This is a genomic window from Kribbella antiqua (assembly GCF_004345665.1).
GTDB classification, from domain to species: Bacteria; Actinomycetota; Actinomycetes; order Propionibacteriales; family Kribbellaceae; genus Kribbella; species Kribbella antiqua.
In genome coordinates, this window is the sequence record NZ_SLWR01000006.1 from 114,795 (window position 1) to 135,004 (window position 20,210).

The 20,210-nt window shown below is 66.9% G+C and carries 18 protein-coding genes and 1 pseudogene; 10 read left to right on the forward strand and 9 right to left on the reverse strand.

The window, feature by feature from the left end:
* The first annotated feature begins 89 nt into the window (after nucleotides 1–89).
* Nucleotides 90–644, forward strand: a complete 555-nt coding sequence (locus tag EV646_RS18220; protein ID WP_132150059.1) for a GtrA family protein — start codon at nucleotides 90–92, stop codon at nucleotides 642–644.
* 85 nt (nucleotides 645–729) lie between these two features.
* Here the strand turns inward: EV646_RS18220 and EV646_RS18225 are convergent, their stop codons facing one another.
* From EV646_RS18225 to EV646_RS38900, 3 genes are all read right to left on the reverse strand, one after another.
* Nucleotides 730–1,440 carry an NlpC/P60 family protein gene (locus tag EV646_RS18225; protein WP_158290978.1) on the reverse strand — a complete coding sequence of 237 codons (711 nt, stop codon included), beginning with the start codon at nucleotides 1,438–1,440 and terminating at the stop codon, nucleotides 730–732.
* 138 nt (nucleotides 1,441–1,578) lie between these two features.
* A complete protein-coding gene (locus tag EV646_RS18230) occupies nucleotides 1,579–2,352 on the reverse strand; it encodes a response regulator (RefSeq protein ID WP_158290979.1) in 774 nt (257 codons plus the stop codon).
* Nucleotides 2,349–3,509, reverse strand: coding sequence for a sensor histidine kinase (locus EV646_RS38900; RefSeq protein WP_158290980.1), 1,161 nt, complete (start codon nucleotides 3,507–3,509; stop codon nucleotides 2,349–2,351). The genes EV646_RS18230 and EV646_RS38900 overlap by 4 nt, the downstream gene beginning before the upstream one ends.
* A 392-nt stretch (nucleotides 3,510–3,901) precedes the next feature.
* Between EV646_RS38900 and EV646_RS18235 the strand changes: the two genes are divergently transcribed.
* Nucleotides 3,902–8,533: an OmpL47-type beta-barrel domain-containing protein gene (locus tag EV646_RS18235; protein ID WP_132150065.1), complete on the forward strand. Its 4,632-nt coding sequence runs from the start codon at nucleotides 3,902–3,904 to the stop codon at nucleotides 8,531–8,533.
* Nucleotides 8,534–8,617: 84 nt separating this feature from the next.
* On the opposite strand, the gene EV646_RS18240 is transcribed toward EV646_RS18235, so the two are convergent.
* Both EV646_RS18240 and EV646_RS18245 read right to left on the reverse strand, forming a co-directional pair.
* On the reverse strand, nucleotides 8,618–8,758 hold the full coding sequence (locus EV646_RS18240; RefSeq protein ID WP_277875122.1) for a cytochrome ubiquinol oxidase subunit I: 141 nt from the start codon (nucleotides 8,756–8,758) through the stop codon (nucleotides 8,618–8,620).
* 28 nt (nucleotides 8,759–8,786) lie between these two features.
* Nucleotides 8,787–10,247, reverse strand: a complete 1,461-nt coding sequence (locus EV646_RS18245) for an MFS transporter (RefSeq protein WP_132150069.1) — start codon at nucleotides 10,245–10,247, stop codon at nucleotides 8,787–8,789.
* A 91-nt stretch (nucleotides 10,248–10,338) separates the two neighbouring features.
* Between EV646_RS18245 and EV646_RS18250 the strand changes: the two genes are divergently transcribed.
* Nucleotides 10,339–10,818, forward strand: coding sequence for a MarR family winged helix-turn-helix transcriptional regulator (locus EV646_RS18250; RefSeq protein ID WP_132150071.1), 480 nt, complete (start codon nucleotides 10,339–10,341; stop codon nucleotides 10,816–10,818).
* A gap of 30 nt (nucleotides 10,819–10,848) precedes the next feature.
* Here EV646_RS18250 and EV646_RS18255 read toward each other — a convergent pair whose 3' ends face one another.
* The gene (locus EV646_RS18255; protein WP_132150073.1) at nucleotides 10,849–11,427 is read right to left on the reverse strand and encodes an ArsR/SmtB family transcription factor; all 579 of its coding nucleotides are present in this window, start codon (nucleotides 11,425–11,427) and stop codon (nucleotides 10,849–10,851) included.
* A 58-nt stretch (nucleotides 11,428–11,485) separates the two neighbouring features.
* Between EV646_RS18255 and EV646_RS18260 the strand changes: the two genes are divergently transcribed.
* Nucleotides 11,486–12,067 (forward strand): dienelactone hydrolase family protein, encoded by a 582-nt coding sequence (locus EV646_RS18260; RefSeq protein WP_132150075.1) that lies wholly within the window; start codon nucleotides 11,486–11,488, stop codon nucleotides 12,065–12,067.
* A 99-nt stretch (nucleotides 12,068–12,166) separates the two neighbouring features.
* On the opposite strand, the gene EV646_RS18265 is transcribed toward EV646_RS18260, so the two are convergent.
* Together EV646_RS18265 and EV646_RS18270 are read right to left on the reverse strand one after the other, a co-directional pair.
* The gene (locus tag EV646_RS18265; RefSeq protein ID WP_199237048.1) at nucleotides 12,167–12,394 is read right to left on the reverse strand and encodes a hypothetical protein; all 228 of its coding nucleotides are present in this window, start codon (nucleotides 12,392–12,394) and stop codon (nucleotides 12,167–12,169) included.
* 48 nt (nucleotides 12,395–12,442) lie between these two features.
* Nucleotides 12,443–13,915 carry an MFS transporter gene (locus EV646_RS18270; RefSeq protein ID WP_132150076.1) on the reverse strand — a complete coding sequence of 491 codons (1,473 nt, stop codon included), beginning with the start codon at nucleotides 13,913–13,915 and terminating at the stop codon, nucleotides 12,443–12,445.
* A gap of 122 nt (nucleotides 13,916–14,037) precedes the next feature.
* Between EV646_RS18270 and EV646_RS18275 the strand changes: the two genes are divergently transcribed.
* The 6 genes from EV646_RS18275 (at nucleotide 14,038) to EV646_RS18300 (ending at nucleotide 19,700) form a co-directional block, all read left to right on the forward strand.
* A complete protein-coding gene (locus EV646_RS18275; RefSeq protein WP_132150078.1) occupies nucleotides 14,038–15,243 on the forward strand; it encodes a cytochrome P450 in 1,206 nt (401 codons plus the stop codon).
* Between the two features lie 5 nt (nucleotides 15,244–15,248).
* Nucleotides 15,249–15,890, forward strand: a complete 642-nt coding sequence (locus tag EV646_RS18280; protein ID WP_241996140.1) for a TetR/AcrR family transcriptional regulator — start codon at nucleotides 15,249–15,251, stop codon at nucleotides 15,888–15,890.
* Nucleotides 15,887–17,035 carry an NAD(P)/FAD-dependent oxidoreductase gene (locus tag EV646_RS18285; protein ID WP_199237050.1) on the forward strand — a complete coding sequence of 383 codons (1,149 nt, stop codon included), beginning with the start codon at nucleotides 15,887–15,889 and terminating at the stop codon, nucleotides 17,033–17,035. The genes EV646_RS18280 and EV646_RS18285 overlap by 4 nt, the downstream gene beginning before the upstream one ends.
* Nucleotides 17,036–17,064: 29 nt before the next feature.
* Nucleotides 17,065–18,273, forward strand: coding sequence for a cytochrome P450 (locus EV646_RS18290; protein WP_132150080.1), 1,209 nt, complete (start codon nucleotides 17,065–17,067; stop codon nucleotides 18,271–18,273).
* Nucleotides 18,274–18,287: 14 nt separating this feature from the next.
* On the forward strand, nucleotides 18,288–18,482 hold the full coding sequence (locus EV646_RS18295; RefSeq protein ID WP_132150082.1) for a ferredoxin: 195 nt from the start codon (nucleotides 18,288–18,290) through the stop codon (nucleotides 18,480–18,482).
* 84 nt (nucleotides 18,483–18,566) lie between these two features.
* A complete protein-coding gene (locus EV646_RS18300) occupies nucleotides 18,567–19,700 on the forward strand; it encodes an epoxide hydrolase family protein (RefSeq protein ID WP_132150084.1) in 1,134 nt (377 codons plus the stop codon).
* Nucleotides 19,701–19,778: 78 nt separating this feature from the next.
* Here the strand turns inward: EV646_RS18300 and EV646_RS40645 are convergent.
* Nucleotides 19,779–20,099: pseudogene (locus tag EV646_RS40645) on the reverse strand (GNAT family N-acetyltransferase); the annotation flags it as partial.
* Nucleotides 20,100–20,210: the final 111 nt, after the last annotated feature.

A 20,210-nucleotide genomic window follows, 5' to 3' on the forward strand; every position in this document is an offset into this window, starting at 1 on the left:
GGGCGATTTCGGGGTCGGACCGGTCGCCGGGTACCGTGGAAAGCCGCCGCGGCCGTCGCGGGTCTGATCACAGAAGGTTCCGGAGACCGTTGAAGCTCGTCACCACGCTGTATCGCCAGGTCGAGCACCTGGTGCACGAAGTGGCCAAGTTCGGTCTGGTCGGTCTGCTCGGTCTGGTCGTCGATCTGCCGATCTACAACTGGCTGGTATTCAACAACCCGCTGGTGCTCGCCGACTCCGGTGTCGGCATGCTGCACCACAAGCCGCTGACCGCGAAGCTGATCTCGACGACGGTGGCGACCGTCGCGACGTACTTCGGGAACCGGTACTGGACCTGGCGGCATCGTGAGCGCAGCGGACTGCACCGCGAGTACGTGCTCTTCTTCGTGCTGAACGGCATCGGCCTGCTGATCGCCGCCGGCTGCCTGGCCTTCTCCCGCTACGTGCTGGACATGCACACCTGGCTGTCCGACAACATCGCGGCGAACTTCGTCGGCCTCGGACTCGGCACTCTGTTCCGGTTCTGGTCCTACCGCAAGTTCGTCTTCCGCGAGGAAATCGCCCTCGACGAGGCCGAACACGCCCCCAACTCCCCAGCCGAACTGGACCCAGACTCCACCGGAGACCTCCCCGCGGTCCGCTAGCACGTCGACAACTGGACCTCTCGAAGACAGCACAGCCCGCGGTTCCGGGAGTGATTGCTCACGGAACCGCGGACTGGCCGAAGCCTCATGCTCCGATCGGGTATGCCCAGCCGAGGTAGGGGTTGGATAAACCGGTGACATTGTGCTGCCAGACAGGCAACCGCAACTTCCCGTTTCCCTGTGTTGAGATGACCTGTTGACCGCCGAGAGATACACCCACGTGTCCGGCTCCCTCACCGCCACCGTAGAAGACGACGGCGCCGCGCGGAGGGTTCGTGTCTGGGTGGATACGACCGTTGTTCAGCTGCCAGTTGTAGTGGTCGATGGCGCGCGGGAACCAGTACCTGAAGCCCCCGGCCTGTTCCACGAACTGCTCGCACCATCCACTCCACTGGTGTCCGTAGTGGTCGGACCAAGTGGGGTCGGGCGAGTTCTTTTCAGCGATGGCCCAGTTCGCGGCGGCCAGCATGTTCGCCGACGACGCCCATCCCTGGCAGAACCAGGTGTAAGGGTTCGCCGCGTCGCGCAGGCCGGCGTAAGCGCCTTGGCTGTACTGCGTCGCACACGCGCGGTTGACGTCGATACCGCCAGAGAACGACGGCGCGACGCATTTCCAGCTGTAGGCGCTGGACCAGTTGGTCACGGTGGCCCGTGAGCCGCGACCGGGGTACTGCGTGTCGCAGGCGCGTTGCATGTCGACTCCGCCGAGCACTGTGGCAGCGGAGGCTTGAGTCGCGGTGACAGCGGGCAGCGCCAGTACGGCGGTGATCGCTCCGATGAGCAGCAGCTTTCTCATACCAACTCTCTCCTTCATTCGGACGACCGGGTCGTCAGCTGATCGAGGTTGGTCCAGTGTTGGGCGCCGTGATGGTTCACCGCGACGTGGAAATCCCGGTACTTTCGGCCCACGCGAAGGCCGGGTGAAAGCGCGGTATCAGCGCTGAGGGCGAGATTCCAGCAGCCAGGAAAGGGTCTTCTTGATCGCGCCGCGAACCGGTCGTTGACTGGCTGCGTCGTTGACCAGGTCACCTGGGCCTACACCGAGTTCGTGCCGAAGCTCGGCGTACCCCGGGAACGCGATCTTCGTTTCCTCGCAGAGAAACAGGAGGATCTTGCGCTTGTGATCTTCGATGGTTCGCCGGGAGAGCTGGCGTTGTCGCGCGATGTCCGCGTCCGAGAGTCCCCTGTCCAGCAATGCCAGCGTCTCCGCGAGCGAGTCGGACAGCCGGACGTCCCGGCAGCGTTTCACGAGTTCGCGCAGGGCATCGTTGAGTACGTCGTTGACGACCTGTCCGTGCCTTCCGACCTCAGCCACCGCCTCGGCCAGCACGGCTGGATCGCTGTACTTGCTGACGAATCCGGCTGCACCGGCGGCCACACAACGCGCAACGGGTTCGGGCCGCACGTCGGCTGTGTAGACCAGCACCCGCTGACGATGCTCCTCGGTGAGCCGGCGGATCGCACGGACTCCCTGCACAACCGCGGTGTCACCGGTCTGCCGGTTGAGGCACAGGTCGAGGACGACAACGTGAAGTGCCTGTTGCTGAATACCGAGGAAAGCGTCCACGCTTGCATAGCCGCCGACGAACAGGAGATCGGCGTTCGGCGTCTCGATCGGCAGGCGGTATCGAGGTTCGTCATCGATCACGACGTACCGCACGGCATCGCCATCGCCGGCCAAGGGCAGCACCAGGTCGCCGGGCGTCACAGCTGCCTCGGAACCGCGATCGAGATCTCGGTGCCTTCGCCTGGAGCGCTGAGGACGATGCTGCGACCGCCGACCGACTCCAGTTGGTGCCCGAGAATCTGTGAGATGCCGTACCCGGTCCTGAACTCGGACTGATCGAATCCCGGGCCGCTGTCGCGGATCGTCACAACGACGTGGCTGTCGTCGGAGCGCACGCTCACCAGGACAGCAGCACCGGGAGCATGCTGCTCCACATTGGTCAGCGCGGTGTCCATCGCCCTGTCCAGATGCTCCAGGACGTCACTGAGCAGCCGGGTCTCCGGCGCGATTTCCATGACAGGACGGATGGCCAAACTCGAATGACGTCTGAGTACGCCGGTGAGGCGCTCCTCGACGTTCTGAGCGAGGAGGACACCATCGACGTACGAGCGCATCTGCTGATGCTTCTCTCGAGCCTGGTGCATCATCGCGACCTGTGTCTGCTGGTCAGCCACGACGAACCTGTCGAGTTCCAGGTACACCAGCAGATCGTGCACCAGAGCCCTGCTCCGGTCCCGCTCGAGCTCGGCCACCCTCCGGCGCGCCACGTCCGCGGCCGCTGCGAGCCGCCGGACGAACCGGCAGAAAACGTATGCCACTGTGGCGAACCCGGGGTAGGCGAGCGAATTCGCCAGCGCGGTCGCGCGGCCTGAGTCGTCAGCCCCGAGCGGGAGTGCCGCGACTGCGAGGTAGGCCAGAGCGAGCAGGCCCGAGACCAGCAGGACTTGTCCGAAGCGAGGCAATACGCCGCCGATGAGGGTCACGGTCGACAAGGTGATCGGGTAGACCCACATCGTCCAGACGACCAGGCGAGACTCCGGCGACACATAGGTGGGCGAGGTCAGGATGAGTCCGAGGGCGAGTGCGAAGTCCAGCACCAGCGGCCACCGCAGAGGCAAGACACTGCCCCTGCTAAGAAGCCAACCGGCCAGCAGCGCTGACTCGATGGTCATCACGAGAACAAATGCCAGGTCGACGCGTGGCGCCGTCGATGCGGCCAAGCCGCCGGTCGAGAGCGCGATCGCGGTCTGGCCCAGGTCGAAGGTGCGAATGCCGACAAACGCCAGTACGACTGTGCGTTCGACACCTTCTGCCGTCGCCGGTGTCCGGCGCATGCCGGCCTGTCCCGATAGCGTCATGATCCCCCCACCCCCTGGGCATTCCGCACCGGCGAGCCGGCCTTCCCCCGGAAATCCCAGATGTCCATTTGACGCAGGTGGAATAGCAAATGTCCACGGGGCTCGCATCACAAGTCGCGGTGGCGGATGGTCACCGGGGGGTGGTCCTGGTCAGTTAGGCGCGCGGACCTGCTGTCTGAGAGAGTTTCAAGTTTTCCCGCTGTGGGGTTACTTGTTTTCGGGACCTTAGTCCCTATTCACGGTGTGTGACGCCCGGCACTCTTGATCCGCGGTTACTAAACGTAATCGCCACGGGGTGAGCGTTGAACTGCCAGGGGATTGGTCGCCGTACGGGGCCTGGTGGGGAGCAGAGGCGAAACCGGCACCCAGCTTCGACCAACGGGGAGCCTCGGATGTCCGACCAGCAGTTCCTGCCTGCGCGCCGTCGCGGGCGCCGCCTCTTAGCAGTCGCGGCCGCCATCACAGCACTCATCGGGACCAGCCTCGCGCAACCTGCGCAGGCCTCCAGCGTCACCAGCGCGAGCTTCAGTGGCGGGTCTGGCACCGTGACGGCGGGCGGTGCCGTTTACGCCAAGCAGGGCGGCGCGCTGACCCTGACCGTCAACACCACCGCTGACACCAAGTGCGTGGACGTGGCGGGCGCGTTCTCGAGCCACCAGACCTCAGCCACCGCCAAGTCGACCTGGACGTTCAGCACCACGGCGGGCACCGGCAACGGCGTTCAGGCGGTGACCGCGACCGCGTCGAACGGCTTCAACGGCCAGGGCAAGTGCACTGGCCCGTCTGGCTCGAGCGAGGCGTCGTACACGCTGGACAACACCGGACCCACGCTCGCGGCCGCACTCAGCCCGGCCCCCAACGCAGCAGGCTGGAACAAGGCGAACACCTCGATCACCTGGGCTGCAGCGGACTCCGGCTCGGGTATCGGTTCCGGTCCGGCTCCCGCCACCGATTCCGTCACCACGAACACCGCAGGTGTCCTCAAGACCGCAACAGCCGCTGACAGGCTCGGCAACGCCGGCGACGGCTCTGTCCTGGTCAAGCTCGACAAGACCGGCCCGACGATCAGCGGCACCTCTGCACCGGCACCGAACGCGTCCGGCTGGAACAACACCGACGTGACGGTGTCGCTGACCTGCACGGATGCACTGTCCGGCATCAAGAGCTGCAGCGGCGGCGGCAGCGTCGTACTCACCACTGAGGGTGCGAACCAGTCTGTCCCCGGTACGGCGATCGACAACGCCGACAACGCCGCCAGCACCAGCCTCTCCGGCATCAACATCGACAAGACCGCGCCAAGCCTGTCCGGTACCCCGACCACGGCAGCCAACGCCGACGGCTGGTACAACAGCGACGTCGCCATCAAGTGGACCGCCGCCGACGCGCTATCGGGCCTGGCCACCGCCGCACCGGCCAACAGCACCATCACCGGTGAGGGCACCGGCCTGAAGGCGACCGCGTCCACCTCCGACAAGGCCGGCAACAGCACCACGGCAGACAGCAGTGCCGTCAAGATCGACCGGACAGCTCCCATCACAGCGCTCAGCGGAACGTCCAACGCCTGGAGCAACGGCGACGTCACAGTCGACCTGGCGGCGTCCGACAACCTGTCCGGTCTCGCCAGTACGTCGTACGCGATCGACGGCGGCGCACCACAGACCGGCACTGCGTTCACGCTGTCCAGCGACGGCGACCACACCGTCACCTTCTTCAGCACGGACAAGGCCGGCAACGCCGAGACCCCGCAGACCGCGCACGTGAAGATCGACAAGACCGCACCGACCATCGGGCACACGTTCGCGCCGCAGAACTACACCGACGGCTCCTGGACCAACCAGGACGTGACGGTCACCTTCGAGTGTGCCGACACCGGCTCTGGCGTAGCTGCCTGCACTGCACCCGTGAGCACGTCCACCGAGGCAGCCGGCCAGCAGATCGTGGGCACCGCGAAGGACCAGGCCGGTAACAGTGCGAGCGACACGGCCGTCGTGAGCATCGACAAGACCGCGCCGACGATCACCGCCGCTCCGGACCGGGCCGCGAACGACAACGGCTGGTACAACGACGACGTCACTGTCACCTACACGGCGTCGGACTCCCTGTCCGGCGTGGCAAGCACATCGCCTGCCAAGGTCCTGGGTGAGGGCACGAACCAGTCCGCCACCGGTACGGCGACAGACGCCGCCGGCAACAGCGCAAGTGACACAGCTGTCGTGAGCGTCGACAAGACCGCCCCGGTCCTGACCGCGTCCTTCGCGAGCGGCTGGCACACTGACGACGTACTGGTGACCTGGTCCTGCACCGACGCCCGCTCCGGCGTTGCGACCGGACCGGCCGACGAGACCGTAACCGGAGAGGGCGACGACCTGTCGTCCACCGCGACCTGCACCGACAGGGCCGGCAACCAGGCGACCAAGACCGTCAGCGGCATCAAGATCGACCGCAACGCAGCTGCCACGTCGGCCACGGTTCCCGCACCGCTGGCCAGCGGCTGGTACGCCGAGGCGGTCCAGGTGACCCTGACCGGCAACGACCCGCTCTCCGGTGTGAGCGCGACCTACTACAGCGTCGACGGCGGTGCCGCGCAGTCTTACGGCGGCCCGTTCGCGTTTGCCACCAAGGGCACGCACACGATCACCTACTGGAGCAAGGACGTCGCCGGCAACACCGAAGACCAGACCGGCAACAGCATCACGCTGAAGATCGACGGCAACGCCCCGGTGACCACGGTGATCAACCCGATCTCACCAGCCAGCGGCTGGTTCGTGATCAGCGGCATCCCGGTGGCGTTCGACGCGAACGACGCCGAGTCCGGCATCGCGGCGACGTACTACCAGCTCGACGGCGGCGACGTACAGACGTACGGCGGCCCGTTCACCGAGGAGCTTGCCACTGGCAACCACTCGATCAGCTACTGGAGCGTGGATCTGGCCGGCAACGCCGAGGCCAAGCAGACGACCCTGGTCAAGGTGGACACGATCGCCCCGGCGATCACCGGAACCCGGTCGCCGGCGCCGAACGCGCACGGCTGGAACAACACAAGCGTCGACGTGAAGTTCATCTGCACCGACGCAGACTCGGGCATCGACGGGATCGCCGGCTGCGGGCCGGACACCACGGTCAGCAGCGAGGGCGCGGACCAGTCGGTCCAGGGCGACACCCAGGACACCGCCGGGAACGCGAACTCCACCACGGTCGGCTCGATTAACATCGACAAGACCGCACCGTCGCTGACCGGCACCGCCACCACCGACCCGAACGGGGCCGGCTGGTACACCGGCGACGTCAAGATCGCCTGGTCGGCCGACGACGGTCTGTCCGGCGTCGAAACCCAGCCGGCCGACAGCACGATCACCGGCGAGGGCAGCAACCTGGGTACGACGGCAAGCGTCACCGACAAGGCCGGGAACCAGAAGGCCGCCTCGGTCAACGGGATCAAGATCGACCGTACGGCGCCTGTCGTCAACGGCGGGCCGACTACGAGCCCGAACGCGGCCGGCTGGTACCGGGACCAGGTCGTCGTCGACTTCACCTGCACCGACAACCTGTCCGGCATCGCCTTCTGCCCGACCAGCAAGATCATCTCGGGCGACGGTGCGAACCAGAGCGTCACCAGCGACCCCGCCGGCGACAAGGCCGGCAACGACGGCGCCGGCAAGACCGTCAGCGGTATCAACCTCGACGGTACGGCGCCAAGTACGACGGCCAACAACCAGTGCACCAAGGTCAACGGCTACTGCACCGGTCCGACGGCGAGCGTCGTACTGTCGGCCAATGACGGGCTGTCCGGTGTGAAGGAGCTGCACTACAAGATCGACGGCGGCTCAGAGCAGACGGCGGCGGGCGCGAGCAAGACCGTCAGCGTCCCGCTCGATGGCAGCGGCTCGGGCACAGTGACCTACTGGGCCGTGGACAACGCCGGCAACGCGGAGACGGCCAACTCGGTCGCGCTGAAGTGGGACAACATCGCCCCGACCGTCACGCACACTGTCAGCCCGGCGCCGAACGCGAACGACTGGAATAAGAGCGACGCCACCGTCACCTTCACGGCCAAGGACGACGATGCGGGCTCCGGCGTGGCGAGCACGTCCGCACCGGTGACCGTCTCGACCGAGACGTCCGGGCAGGCCGTCACCGGCTCGGCGACGGACACCGCCGGGAACGTCGGCACCGACTCCGTCACCATCAGGCTCGACAAGACGGAGCCAGTGATCACCGCGGCGATCGTCAGCGGAACCAAGGGCACCAACGGCTGGTACGTCGGCCCGGTCGGCGTCCACTTCACCTGCTCGGACAGCCTGTCGGGTGTCGCCACCTGCCCGGACGACGTGACGCTGACTGACAACGGCGCCAACACCGCCACGGGTACGGCGACCGACAAGGCCGGCAACAGCGCCACCGCCACACTGCCGGGGATCACCATCGACAAGGAGTCGCCGACGATCACCAACGTCAACGTCGCCGGCGGATTCTTCGTCCTCGGTGCTGTCCCAGCCGCGACCTGCACGGCCTCCGACAGCTACTCCGGACTGGCCGGGTGCACGGTGACAGTGACTGGTGGGACGCCGAACGGTGTCGGCACCTTCGCCTACACCGCGACCGCGACCGACAAGGCCGGCAACAAGGTGACGACGAGCGGCACCTACAAGGTGGTCTACCGCTTCGACGGTTACCTCCAGCCGATCAACGACACGGCGCACCAGGTCGGCCTGGCGACGAGCGTCTTCAAGGCGGGTAGCACCGTCCCGGCGAAGTTCCAGCTGAAGAAGGCGGACGGCACCGTCGTACCGGCCAACACCGCCCCGGCCTGGCTCACTCCGGTCAAGGGCAGTTCGATGAGCCTGCCGGTGGACGAGAGCGTGTACTCGGCGTCGTCCGACAGCGGCAGCACCTACCGCTACGACGCGTCGGCACAGCAGTACATCTACAACTGGAAGACCGGTGCCGGAGGCAACTACTACCGGATCGGCGTCAGCCTCGACGACGGTCAGTCCTACACCGTCAACATCGGCCTGCGGAACTGATCCAACGCTGAGCAGCCTCCCGGGCGGGAGGCTGCTCCGATGGCCGGCAGGAAGATCCCCGTTGCCCTGCCGGCCATCACCTTGTCAGTCAAGTGACAGGTAGATGACGTTGCCCGTCTTCCAGTAGATCCCGTACAGGACGCTCAGCAGGATCGACAGCCCGACCGTGATGGCCGGGAACGTCATGTGGAACATCACCGTGATGGCGAACTGCCAGCGGGACAGGTCGAGGAGACTCGTGACGGCTCTCCGGTCAGGCGTCGAGGACGGGCGCGACCGCGGCCGCCTTGGTGAAGCGCGGCAGTACGGCGGCGCCGACGGCGAGCAGGGCGATGATGACCATCTGCACGGACTCGACGGTGGCGAAGGCGTGTGGGGTGTTGTGCTCGGCGCGCGCGAGGTAGAGGGTGCCGAGGGTCGCCACGCCGAGCGCCAGGCCGCTTTGCTGCAAGGTGATCAGTACGCCGCTGCCCACGCCGCCGAGGTGAGTCGGTACGTCGGCCAGCACGCTGCGGAACAGGCCGGCGAACAACATCGATCCACCGGCACCGGACAGCGCCAGCGGAACCGCCATGTCCCAGAGGTGTACGTGCGGCCAGCGGTCGACGACGACGGCAATCAGTGAGGCGAGGCCGGCGAGCTGGATGATCGCACCAGCCGACAGCGCGGCCCGGCCGAAGCGGCCGATCAGCCGCGGCGCGAACACAGAGCCGAGGAAGAACATCAACGCCATTGGCAGGATCGCCAGGCCACCATGGAGTGCGTCCTCGTGCAGCCCGTCCTGGACGGTCAGGGCGAAGACGAACATGAACGCGCCGAAGCCGATGCTGAACGCGAACAGCATCACCAGGCCACGCGACATCGACGGCAGCTTCAGCAGCGACGGCGGCATCAACGGGATCTGACCACGCCGCTCGGCACGGCGCTCGACCATTGCGGTCGCCACACCGAGCACGCAGGCGAGGGCGACCATCGCCCACGTCCACCACGGCCAGCCGAGCGAGTGCCCTTCGGTGAGCGGCACCAGTACGGCGGTGAGCGTGGCGGCGAACAGCACCGTGCCGGCGAGGTCGATGCCGACTGGATGGTCCGAACGGGTGGCGGGGACGATCCGCGACGCGACCACCAGGACGACGAGGCCGATGGGAACGTTGACCAGGAAGATCGGGCGCCAGGACGCGCTGGCGATATCGGCGCTGACCAGCAGGCCGCCGACCAGCTGCCCGACCACCGCCGCGATGCCCGACGTGGCGCCGTACAGGGCGAGGGCGCGGGCCTTGCGTTCGTGCTCGAGGGTGTGGTGGAACGTCGCGAGTACTTGCGGGATGAGCAGGGCGGCGGTGGCGCCTTGGACGATGCGGGCGCCGATCAGTACGCCGACGGTCGGTGCGAAGCCGCAGGCCGCCGAGGCCACGACGAAACCGACAAGGGCACCGAGGAAGACGCGGTGGCGGCCGAAGCGGTCGCCCAGCCGGCCGCCCAGGACCAGAAGAGCGGCGTAGGCGACGCCGTACCCGGCGATCACCAGCTCCAGCTCGGACGCCGAGGCATGCAACGAGGCGTCGATGCTCGGCAGCGCGACGTTAGTGATGAAGAAGTCCATGATCGGCAGGAACGCGCCGGCCAGCAGGAAGAACACACCGGCCGGGTGCAACCCGCCGGCCAGCGCGACCGACCGGGGTGAGTCCGGCCGGGCGGTGAGAGTGACGGACATCTCGACTCCAGGTGATTATGGCTCGATAACTATTAAGGCAGAATTAGTATGCGTTCATAACTATGAGCCGACAATCACCTAGGCTGGCGATGTGACGAAGCAGCCATTGCCAGCGGAGGACGGCTGGGTCGAGCTGGCCGACCTGGCGTTGATCATCAGCCGCGAGATCCAGTACCGCGGCTACACGGACAAGGACGCTGTCGGGCTGACTCAGTCCGAGGGGATGGTGATGCGCTACCTGGTCACGGGTGAGCCCGCCGCCCCCAGTCAGATCGCCGCCGCGACGGGGCTCCAGCGAACCAACCTCTCGACAACCCTGCGTGGCCTCGAAAACAAAGGCCTCATCCGCCGCCAGGCCAGTCCGTCCGACGGCCGCGGAGTCACCGTCAGCCGCACCGAGCGCGGCCGCGTCAACCACGTCGCGGTGAGACACGAGTGGGCGCGAGCCGTCAGCGAAGCCGCCGCCCACGACGACACCCACCTCGAGGCAGCCCTGACCCTCCTCACGGCGATCAAGGACGGCCTGACGCAGAACCGTCCCCCAACCCCCTCCCGCCATCCACCGGCCTAAAGCCGGCGTCGAGTGGAGGTGCAGGCTGCGTCAGTCGGTTTCGTCCTGGGTGGGTGGCAGGGTGGGGTAGTCGAGGATGGGGTAGAGGCCGACGGTGAAGCCGTAGGTGGTGTTGCCGGCTCGGGGGAGTTGGTCGAACTCGTGGATGATGCGGTCGACCCGCTGCCAGAACTCGGCGGCGCGCTCCTCCGGGATCCGCGCGTGCCGGATGAACGAGCGGAGTTGGCCGGCGTCGTACGCCGTCTTGGACTCCTCCGCGGCGACCTCGAAGTCGTTGAAGTCCGGTGGGAGCCGGCCGTCGGCCCGGCCTAGACCGACGAAGAACATCCGGGCGGCGCGGCCGTAGAAGCGTTCCTCGATGGCGCGGACGCGGCGGGTCCGGACGACCCGCAGTACGCCGGCGTCGGTCAGCACCTTCACGTGGTGCGCGACCGTGCTCTTGGGGCGCTTGACCGCGGTGGCCAGCTCGGTCACGGTCGCCGCGCGCTCGTGCAGCAGGCCGAGGATCGTCGTACGCAGCGGGTCGCTGATCGCGCGAACCTGCTCCACAGTCGTGAGCTCGAGGGTGTCCGCGAGGTCGTAATCCGGCACCGGGCTATTGATCGACATGATCGGATTAGACTAGCATCGCCGATTGTTCGAGATATTTGGATCATTGGAGCGGATCATGGCCGAGATCGTGCTGTACCACCACTCGCAGGGACTCACCGAAGGGGTGCAGGCGTTCGCCGACGAGCTGCGCAAGGCCGGTCACACGGTCCACACCCCCGACATGTACGAGGGGCGCACCTTCGAGACGATCGAGGAGGGTATGACATACGCGCGGGAGACCGGCTTCGGCACCGTGAAGGACCGCGGCCTCGCGGCCGTCGAGGGGCTTGGTGACGCGCTGGTCTACGCCGGTTTCTCGCTCGGCGTGATGCCGGCGCAGGAGCTGGCTCAAACCCGTGCGGGAGCGAAGGGAGCGCTGTTCCTGCATGCGTGTCTGCCGGTGTCGGAGTTCGGTGCGGCGTGGCCGTCGGCTGTTCCGGTCCAGGTGCACGCGATGGACGCGGACCCGTTCTTCGTCGAGGACGGCGGCGACATCGACGCCGCCCGCGCCCTGGTCGCCTCAACCGACCAGGCCGAACTCTTCCTCTACCCCGGCAAGGAACACATCTTCACCGACTCGTCGCTCGAGGCGTACGACGCTCCAGCGACCCAACTCCTCACCCAGCGAGTCCTCACCTTCCTCGCCGGGATCCGCTGACGCCGGGATCCGCTGACCCGAGTGCGCCGAGTCGTGGATTTGGGTCGAGGAGGTCGACCATTTTCCACGACTCGGCGAGGAGATCCGGGCGGGCTGGGGTCAGAGGGCGTGGAGTTTGGCGAAGGGGGCTTGGACGCGGACCAGTTTGCCGGCGCCGAAGTCGACGACCACGGCGTAGCCGCCGTCGACGGAGCTGATCCGGCCCAGGCCTTCCTTGTCGTGGGACACGCGCTGGCCGACCTCGAAGACCTTGACCGGGTCCGGCACGCGGGGTTTGAACGGGCTCGTGGACAGGTGACGACGCGTCGTTGCTCGGTAGGAATCCATCAGGCTTCCAGTATGCGCGTCCACCCCACATGCACGGAACCTGTACGGTCAGGAAACTACTGCTTGCGCGGTCGCGGCGCTCGGGGACTCAGTGGCGGGAGCCGCCCGGCGGGTGGGGATGAAGGACGCGATGGCCAGCGCGGTGAGCGCGGCGCCGGCGCCGATGATCAGTACGACGCGGAACCCGTTCTGCGACGGAAGCGTGTAACCGCCGAGGCTGATGGTCAGCTGCGCCAGGATGACGCCCGCGATCGCGCTGGAGACCGAGGTGCCGATCGAGCGCATCAGGGTGTTCAGGCTGTTCGCGGCCGCGGTCTCCGAAACCGGTACGGCGGACATGATCAGCGCGGGCATGGCGCCGTACGCGAGACCGATGCCGGCGCCGATCAGGATCGAGACGAGCACCAGCTGCCAGACCTCCGCCATCAGCACGGTGCCGACGCCGTAGCCGGCGGCGACCACGACGGCGCCGAGCATCAGGGTGACCTTCGGGCCGCGGGACTTGGAGATCTTCGCAGACAGCGGCGCGGTCAGCAGCATCACCAGGCCGGACGGACCCATCACGAGGCCGGCGCCGAGCATCGACTGCCCGAGACCGAAACCGGTTGCCTTAGGCATCTGCAGCAACTGCGGCAGGACCAGCGACATCGCGAACATCGCGAACCCGAACACCATCGACGCGAGGTTCGTCAGCAGCACCTGAGGCCGCACCGTGGTCCGCAGGTCGACCAAAGGTTCGGTGGTACGACGTTCCCACCAGGCCCACAGCACCAACGCCACAACCGCCAGCGCGAACAGGCCGAGCGTACGCCCGCCGGTCCAGCCCCAGTCGGCGCCCTGAGAGATTGCCAATAGCAACGAAATCAGGCCGACTGAGAGCCCGGCCCCGCCGATCAGGTCGAAGCGTCCGCCCGACCGTACCGAGGACTCCGGGACAAAGCGCAGTACCAGCGCGAAGACCACGACACCCAGCGCGGCGGAGATCCAGAACAGGGCGTGCCAGTTGGTGTTCTCCGCGAGCAGCGCCGCCGCGGGCAGACCCAGGGCGCCACCGACACCGAGTGATGCGCTCATCTGGGCGGTCGCTGTACCGAGCTTCTCGGACGGCAGCTCGTCGCGCATGATGCTGATGCCGAGCGGGATGACTCCAGAGGCGAGGCCCTGCAGTGCGCGGCCGACGATCATCGGTGTGAGCGAGCTGCTGAGCGCGGCAACGACCGAGCCGGTGACGAGCATGGCCAGGCTGATCAGCAGCATCCGGCGCTTGCCGTACATGTCGCCGAGCCGGCCCATGATCGGCGTCGCGACGGCGGCCGCGAGCAGGGTGGCGGTGATCGCCCACGCCGTTCCGGAGGCCGAGGCGTTCAGGAGTTTGGGCAGCTCCGGTACCAGCGGGATCACCAGGGTCTGCATCAGCGCGACCGTGATGCCGGCCGAAGCGAGCACCGGTACGACGGCACCCGTGCGTACCGGCGCTGGTGGCGCACCAGCCGCAGCCGAGTCGGTGGGAACAGCGGACATCACGAGCCTCCGGGAGACGGGATAGATAGTTGGTTTCTGCAACTAGACTTTAAGTCAGGCAGTTGACTTAAACAAGTCCACCGGGCAAGCTGGAGCCGAAATCAACTCGGAGGTGATTTCCTGTGACACAGAGTGATGGCGACCTGATCGACTACCCGATCCCCGTGGTGGGGGCGATCGAGGCGCCACCTGAGTGGGAGCAGTTGCGGCAGCAGTGCCCGGTGGCCCACGTCCGCCTTCCCAGCGGCGATCAGGCTGAGCTCCTCACTAGGTACGACGACGTGAAGCAAGTGCTGGCCGATCCGAGGTTCACCCGGTCAGCTGCCGACGCGGCGAGGATCTCCGAGAACGGCGGCGTCTTCAACAGTGAGATGGGTAACGCGCTCCCGCAGTACGGCGACGCCCACCAGCGCTGGCGGCGGATGATCACCAAGTGGTTCACCGCCAAGCGGATGAACGCGCTGCGCCCGGACATCGAGGCTATGGCAGAGCGGCTCGTCGACGAGATGGTGAAGCAGGGCAAGCCCGCAGACCTCAAGGCGAGCCTGGGCTTCCCGCTGCCGGTCTGGGTGATCTGCGACCTGCTCGGCGTGCCGGAGTCCGACCGCGACCGGTTCGCCTACTGGTCCGACACTCTGCTCAATCTGACCCGCTACCAGCAGGCCGAGATCGACGAAGCACAGGCAGCATTCGTTGCCTACATGGCCGGCCACATCGCCGCCAAGCGCGACGAGCCGGGCGAGGACCTGCTCAGCGAACTGATCACCGCGACCGACTCCGCCGGTGAGCGACTGACCGACCGGATGCTGGTTGCCACCGGCATGGGCCTGCTGGTCGCCGGTCACGAGACGACCGCCAACATGATCGGCAAGATGATGGCAATGCTGCTGTCCGACCGCAGCCGCTGGGAGCAGTTGCTCGCCGACCCGTCGCTCGTCCGGACCGCCGTCGAAGAGGCTCTGCGGTACGACGCCACCGCCGGCTTCGGCATGATCCGCTATCTGACCGAGGACGTCGAGGTGTCCAGCGGCGTACTCCCGGCCGGCACTACGGCGGTCTGCAGCATGGCCTCGGCGAACCGGGACGAAAACGTTTTCGACGCAGCGGCCGAGATGGACCTGACCCGCAGCCCCAATCTGCACCTGTCCTTCGGGGCCGGTCCACATTCTTGCATCGGGCAGCCACTTGCGCGGGCCGAGCTGCAGGTGGTGCTCGAGGTGCTGCTGCGCCGGCTGCCGACGCTGGAGTTGGCAGTACCGGCGGCAGAATTACGTCCGGTCGAAGGGCTCGCAGTCGGCGGGCTCCGGGAAGTGCCGGTGAAGTGGTGATGATGATGGCGAAGGAACTCCGGACCGAACGGGTGAACGCGACCCGCGAGCTGATCATGGCGACGGCGGAACGGATGTTCGCCGAGCGCGGGGTGCACGAGGTGTCGAACCGCCAGATCAGCGAGGCGGCCGGGCAGGGCAACAACACGGCGGTCGGGTATCACTTCGGTACGAAGTCCGATCTGATCCGGGCGATCGTACGCAAACACTCCGAGCCGATCGAGGCGCGGCGGCGCGAGTTGCTGGCGGAGCTGGGCCCCAACCCGGACGTCCGGGATTGGGTCACCTGCCTGGTTCGGTCCGCCACCGACCATTTCGGCAGCTTGGGTACGCCGAGCTGGCTCGCCCGATTCAGCGCACAGCTCATGTACGACCCGTCCCTGCGCCAGATCCAGGTCGAGGAGTCGCTCACCTCGCCGACACTCCGCCAGATCCTGGACGGACTCAACGAATGCCTGGTTGACCTCCCGGTGCCGGTGCGGCTGGAACGCAACGACATGGCCCGGCACCTGATCATCCAGATGACCGCCGAGTTCGAACGCGCACTGGCCGAAGGTACGCCGACCGCCCGGGCGACCTGGGAGGAGATGGCGGACGGCCTGATCGATGGCATCGTCGGCCTCTGGACAGCACCGGTGACGACGTGAGCGTCCTCATCGTGGGTGCCTCGGCGGCCGGGCTCTCCACGCTGGAAGCCCTGCGGCGTAAGGGCTATCAGGACAAGGTCACCGTGCTGGGAGCCGAGTGGCATCCGCCGTACGATCGGCCGCCGTTGTCCAAGCAGTACCTCGCCGGGACCTGGGACGAGCAGAAGACGAGACTCCGTCCGGACGCGGTGCTGTCGTCGCTCGACGCCGAGTTCGTCCTCGGCGATGAAGCCGTCGGTCTCGACGTCGTACGACGTACTGTGCACACGGCGTCGGGACGGGACCTGCAGGCGGACTCGATCGTGATCGCGACTGGCCTCAAGGCGAGGACCCTGCAAGAGCTGGAAGGTGTCCACGTACTGCGGACCTTGGACGACGCGGCCGCGTTGCGGAAGGACCTGCTGGAGGCGTCGCGGTTGGTGGTCGTCGGGGACGGCGTACTCGGGGCAGAGATCGCTGCCACCGCGCGGAAGATGGGCCTGACCGTCACGATGGCCGGCCCGCAGTCGACGCCGCTGGAGAGTCAACTCGGCCGCACGATCGGCGGCCTGCTGACCGAGCTGCACAAACAGGAAGGCGTGCAACTGAGACTCGGTACGGCGGTCACCGGGTTGACAGAAAACGATGGCCGGGTCAGCGATGTAGAGCTGGACAACGGTGATGTGCTGCCGGCCGATGTCGTCGTCGTGGCGCTCGGAGCTGCGCCGGTGACGGACTGGCTGGCCGGGAGCGGCCTCACGCTGGATAACGGTGTCGTCTGCGACTCGCGATGCCAGGCAGGGCAAGGGATCTACGCCGTCGGTGATGTGGCGCGATGGCATCACGAGGGCCTGGATTCCCTGCTGCGCTTGGAGAATCGGACCAACGCGACCGAACAGGCGGCCTGTGTCGCGGCCAACATTGTCGGCGATGTGCAGGCCTACACGCCGGTGCCGTACTTCTGGACTGACCAGTTCGACACCAAGATCCAGGTGCACGGCCTGCCGTCGGCGGATGCCGAGGTGACCGTGATCGAGGGCTCGGTCGAGGAACGCCGGTTCGTTGCCCTGTATCGCCGGGCCGACCGGGTGGTCGGCGTACTTGGCTGGAACATGCCCAAACAGACCCGCCTGCGGCGCCAGCAGCATCTCGTCGCCGCGGCGTAATCACAAGACCTCTCTGGGGAAGGACTCATATGAAGACCGAAGAAGCCCCGCGGTATCCAATGACCAGGGCGTCCGGTTGCCCGTTCGACCCGCCGCCGAAGCTGAAGGAGCTGCAGGAGGAGGCGCCGCTGGTCAAGGTGAAGGTCTTCGACAAGACCGCCTGGCTGGTCACCCGGTACGCCGACCAGCGCAGGCTGCTCGCGGATCCGCGGATCAGCGCCGATGTGACGGAGCCCGGATACCCGAGCCAGACCGCGCAGCCGCTGCGGTCCGATGAAGGCGTAGGCATCGGTTTCATCCTGATGGACGATCCCGAGCACGCCAGGTTGCGCCGGATGGTGACGGCGCCGTTCATGATCAAGCGGGTGGAGGCGTTGCGGCCCGCCGTACAGAAGATCGTGGACGGGCTGATCGACGACCTGCTGGCCGGACCGAAACCGGTCGACCTGATGGAAGCGTTTGCGCTGCCGGTGCCGTCGCTGGTGATCTGCGAGCTTCTCGGCGTGCCCTACACAGACCACGACTTCTTCCAGCAGAACAGCAAGCAATTGATCAGCCTCTCCTCGACACCGGAGGAGCGGGGGGAGGCGCACGCCAACCTGGGCGGCTATCTCTACAACCTGGTCGGTGAGAAGCTCGAGAATCCGAAGGAGGACCTGCTGTCCGGTCTCACCGAGCGGGTCAAGGCCGGTGAACTGACCAGGCAGGACGCGGCCGGGATGGGCGTACTGCTGCTGCTCGCCGGACACGAGACCACCGCGAACATGATTGCCCTCGGCACCCTTGCGTTGCTGGAGCACCCGGATCAGCTCGCCGTACTGCGGGAGACCGACGACCCGAAGGTGGTCCAGGGCGCGGTCGAGGAGCTGCTGCGGTACCTGAACATCACCCACAACGGCCGGCGCCGGGCGGTGCTGGAGGACATCGATTTCGACGGCCAGCTGCTCAAGGCCGGCGAGGGCCGGATCTTCCCGAACGACATCGGCAACCGTGACCCGGAGGCGTTCCCCGATCCGGACCGGCTGGACCTGCACCGCGATGCCCGGCACCACGTGGCGTTCGGCTTCGGCGTACATCAGTGCCTGGGGCAACCGTTGGCGCGGATGGAGCTGCAGGTCGTGTACAGCACCCTCTACCGCCGGATTCCCACCCTCCGCCGGGCGGCCGAGCTGGACGAGATCCCGTTCAAGCACGACGGATCCGTGTATGGCGTCTACTCGCTGCCCGTCACCTGGTAAGAAAGGCCTATTCCATGAAGATCATCATCGACCAGGACAAGTGCGTCGCCTCCGGCCAATGCGTCACGGCCGCCGTCGACGTGTTCGACCAGCGCGACGAGGACGGCATCGTCGTACTGCTCAACGACAACCCGCCGGACGACCTGGCCGCCGACGTCCACCAGGCCGCCGCGGTCTGTCCGGCTCTCGCCATCGTCGTCGAGGACTGAGCGCCGGGCCATCGGCGCAGGTTATTACCTGTGTCGACCCCCGCGTTGGCCAGCTCCCGGTGCGGGGGTGCAGAATGGGGTGGCATGGTTCGGGACTTTCGCGTCGAGGTTGGGCAAGCGGCGCTGGATGACCTCGGGGAGCGGCTGGGCCGGGTTCGTTGGCCTCGGCAACTACCTGGAGCGGGATGGGCGCGTGGGGTGCCGGTCGGCTACCTGCGCCACGTGGTTTCCTACTGGCAACGGGAGTACGACTGGCGGCGGTGGGAGGCTCGGCTCAACGGGTTCGCGCAGTACACGACGACGATCGACGAGCAGACGATCCACTTCCTGCACGTGCGGTCGCCGGAGGCTGATGCGCTGCCGTTGATCATGACGCACGGGTGGCCCGGATCTGTTGCCGAGTTCATCGATGTCCTCGGCCCCCTCACCGATCCAGCGTCGTACGGCGGGAATCCGCGCGACGCTTTCCACGTGGTGACGCCTTCGGTGCCGGGCCACGGCTTCTCGGTGCCGATGGCAACCGGATGGGATCACCAAAGGATCGCCCGCGCGTGGGCCGAGTTGATGCGGCGACTGGGATACGAACGGTACGGCGCTCAGGGTGGGGACACCGGGTCCGTCGTATCGCCCTTGCTCGGGCATGTCGACCGGGAGCACGTGGTCGGCGTACACATCAATGGGGGCTTGGCTTTTCCGGCGATCGAGGCCGGGGATGTCGAGCACTTGACCGACGTCGAGCGCCGGCGGCTGACAGCGGCTGAGCAGTTGCGCACAGTGGGTACGGGATATGCGGAGCTGCAGGGGACGCGGCCGCAGACGGTGTCGTTCGGGTTGAGCGATTCGCCGGTCGGGCAGCTGGCCTGGATCCTCGAGAAGTTCTGGGAGTGGACCGATCCGGCTCGCGCATTGCCGGAGGACGCGGTCGAGCTCGATCACCTGTTGACCGACGCATCGATCTACTGGTTCACCAACACGAGCGCGTCCTCGGCCAACCTGTACTACGAGAACCGCGCCAGCTTCAATGAACCAAGCGAGCCGTCCGGCGTGCCGACCGGGATCGCGGTCTTTCCGACCGATCCCGCGATCCGGCGGGTGCTAGACCGCCGGCACCACATCGTCCATTGGTCGGAGTTCGCCCGCGGTGGGCACTTCGCCGCGCTCGAGGCCCCGGATCTCCTCGTCGACGACATCCGCAGCTTCTTCCGCCTGGTCCGGTAGGACGGCCGGCACGACGAAGTTGAGCAGGGTGCCGTCGCGTTCCACCGCGGCGGCCGGCCACCGGCGGCGGATCATCCGGATGGTCAGGTCGTTGGCTGGGCTCACGACGAAGAGGAAGTTCAAGGCGCCGGCCGCGACGGCATCCGCCGCGGCAATCGACAGCATCCGTACGCCGAGCCCGCGCCGCTGCTCGGCCTCACTGATGAGCACGGCGAGCTCGGCGGTGTCAGCACCCGTCCAGGCCCACATCGCGTGGCCGACGATCGCGTCTCCGCGGGTGGCGACCCAGGCGGCGCCGGTCGGGCACAGCATGCGCAGCAACAGCGAAGGTCGGGGTGGCCGACCGATGGCGGTCTGGAACCGGAAGTAGAGGCTGAGGTCCGTCAGCCCGATCAGCATCCCCGCCAGCTGCTCAGCGTCGGGTTCACCGGCGGAGCGGACGGCAAGTATCTGAGTCTGGTTCACGGATTCAGCCTTGCCTGACTTGGCTGAGTCTGTCAAGCAGACTTA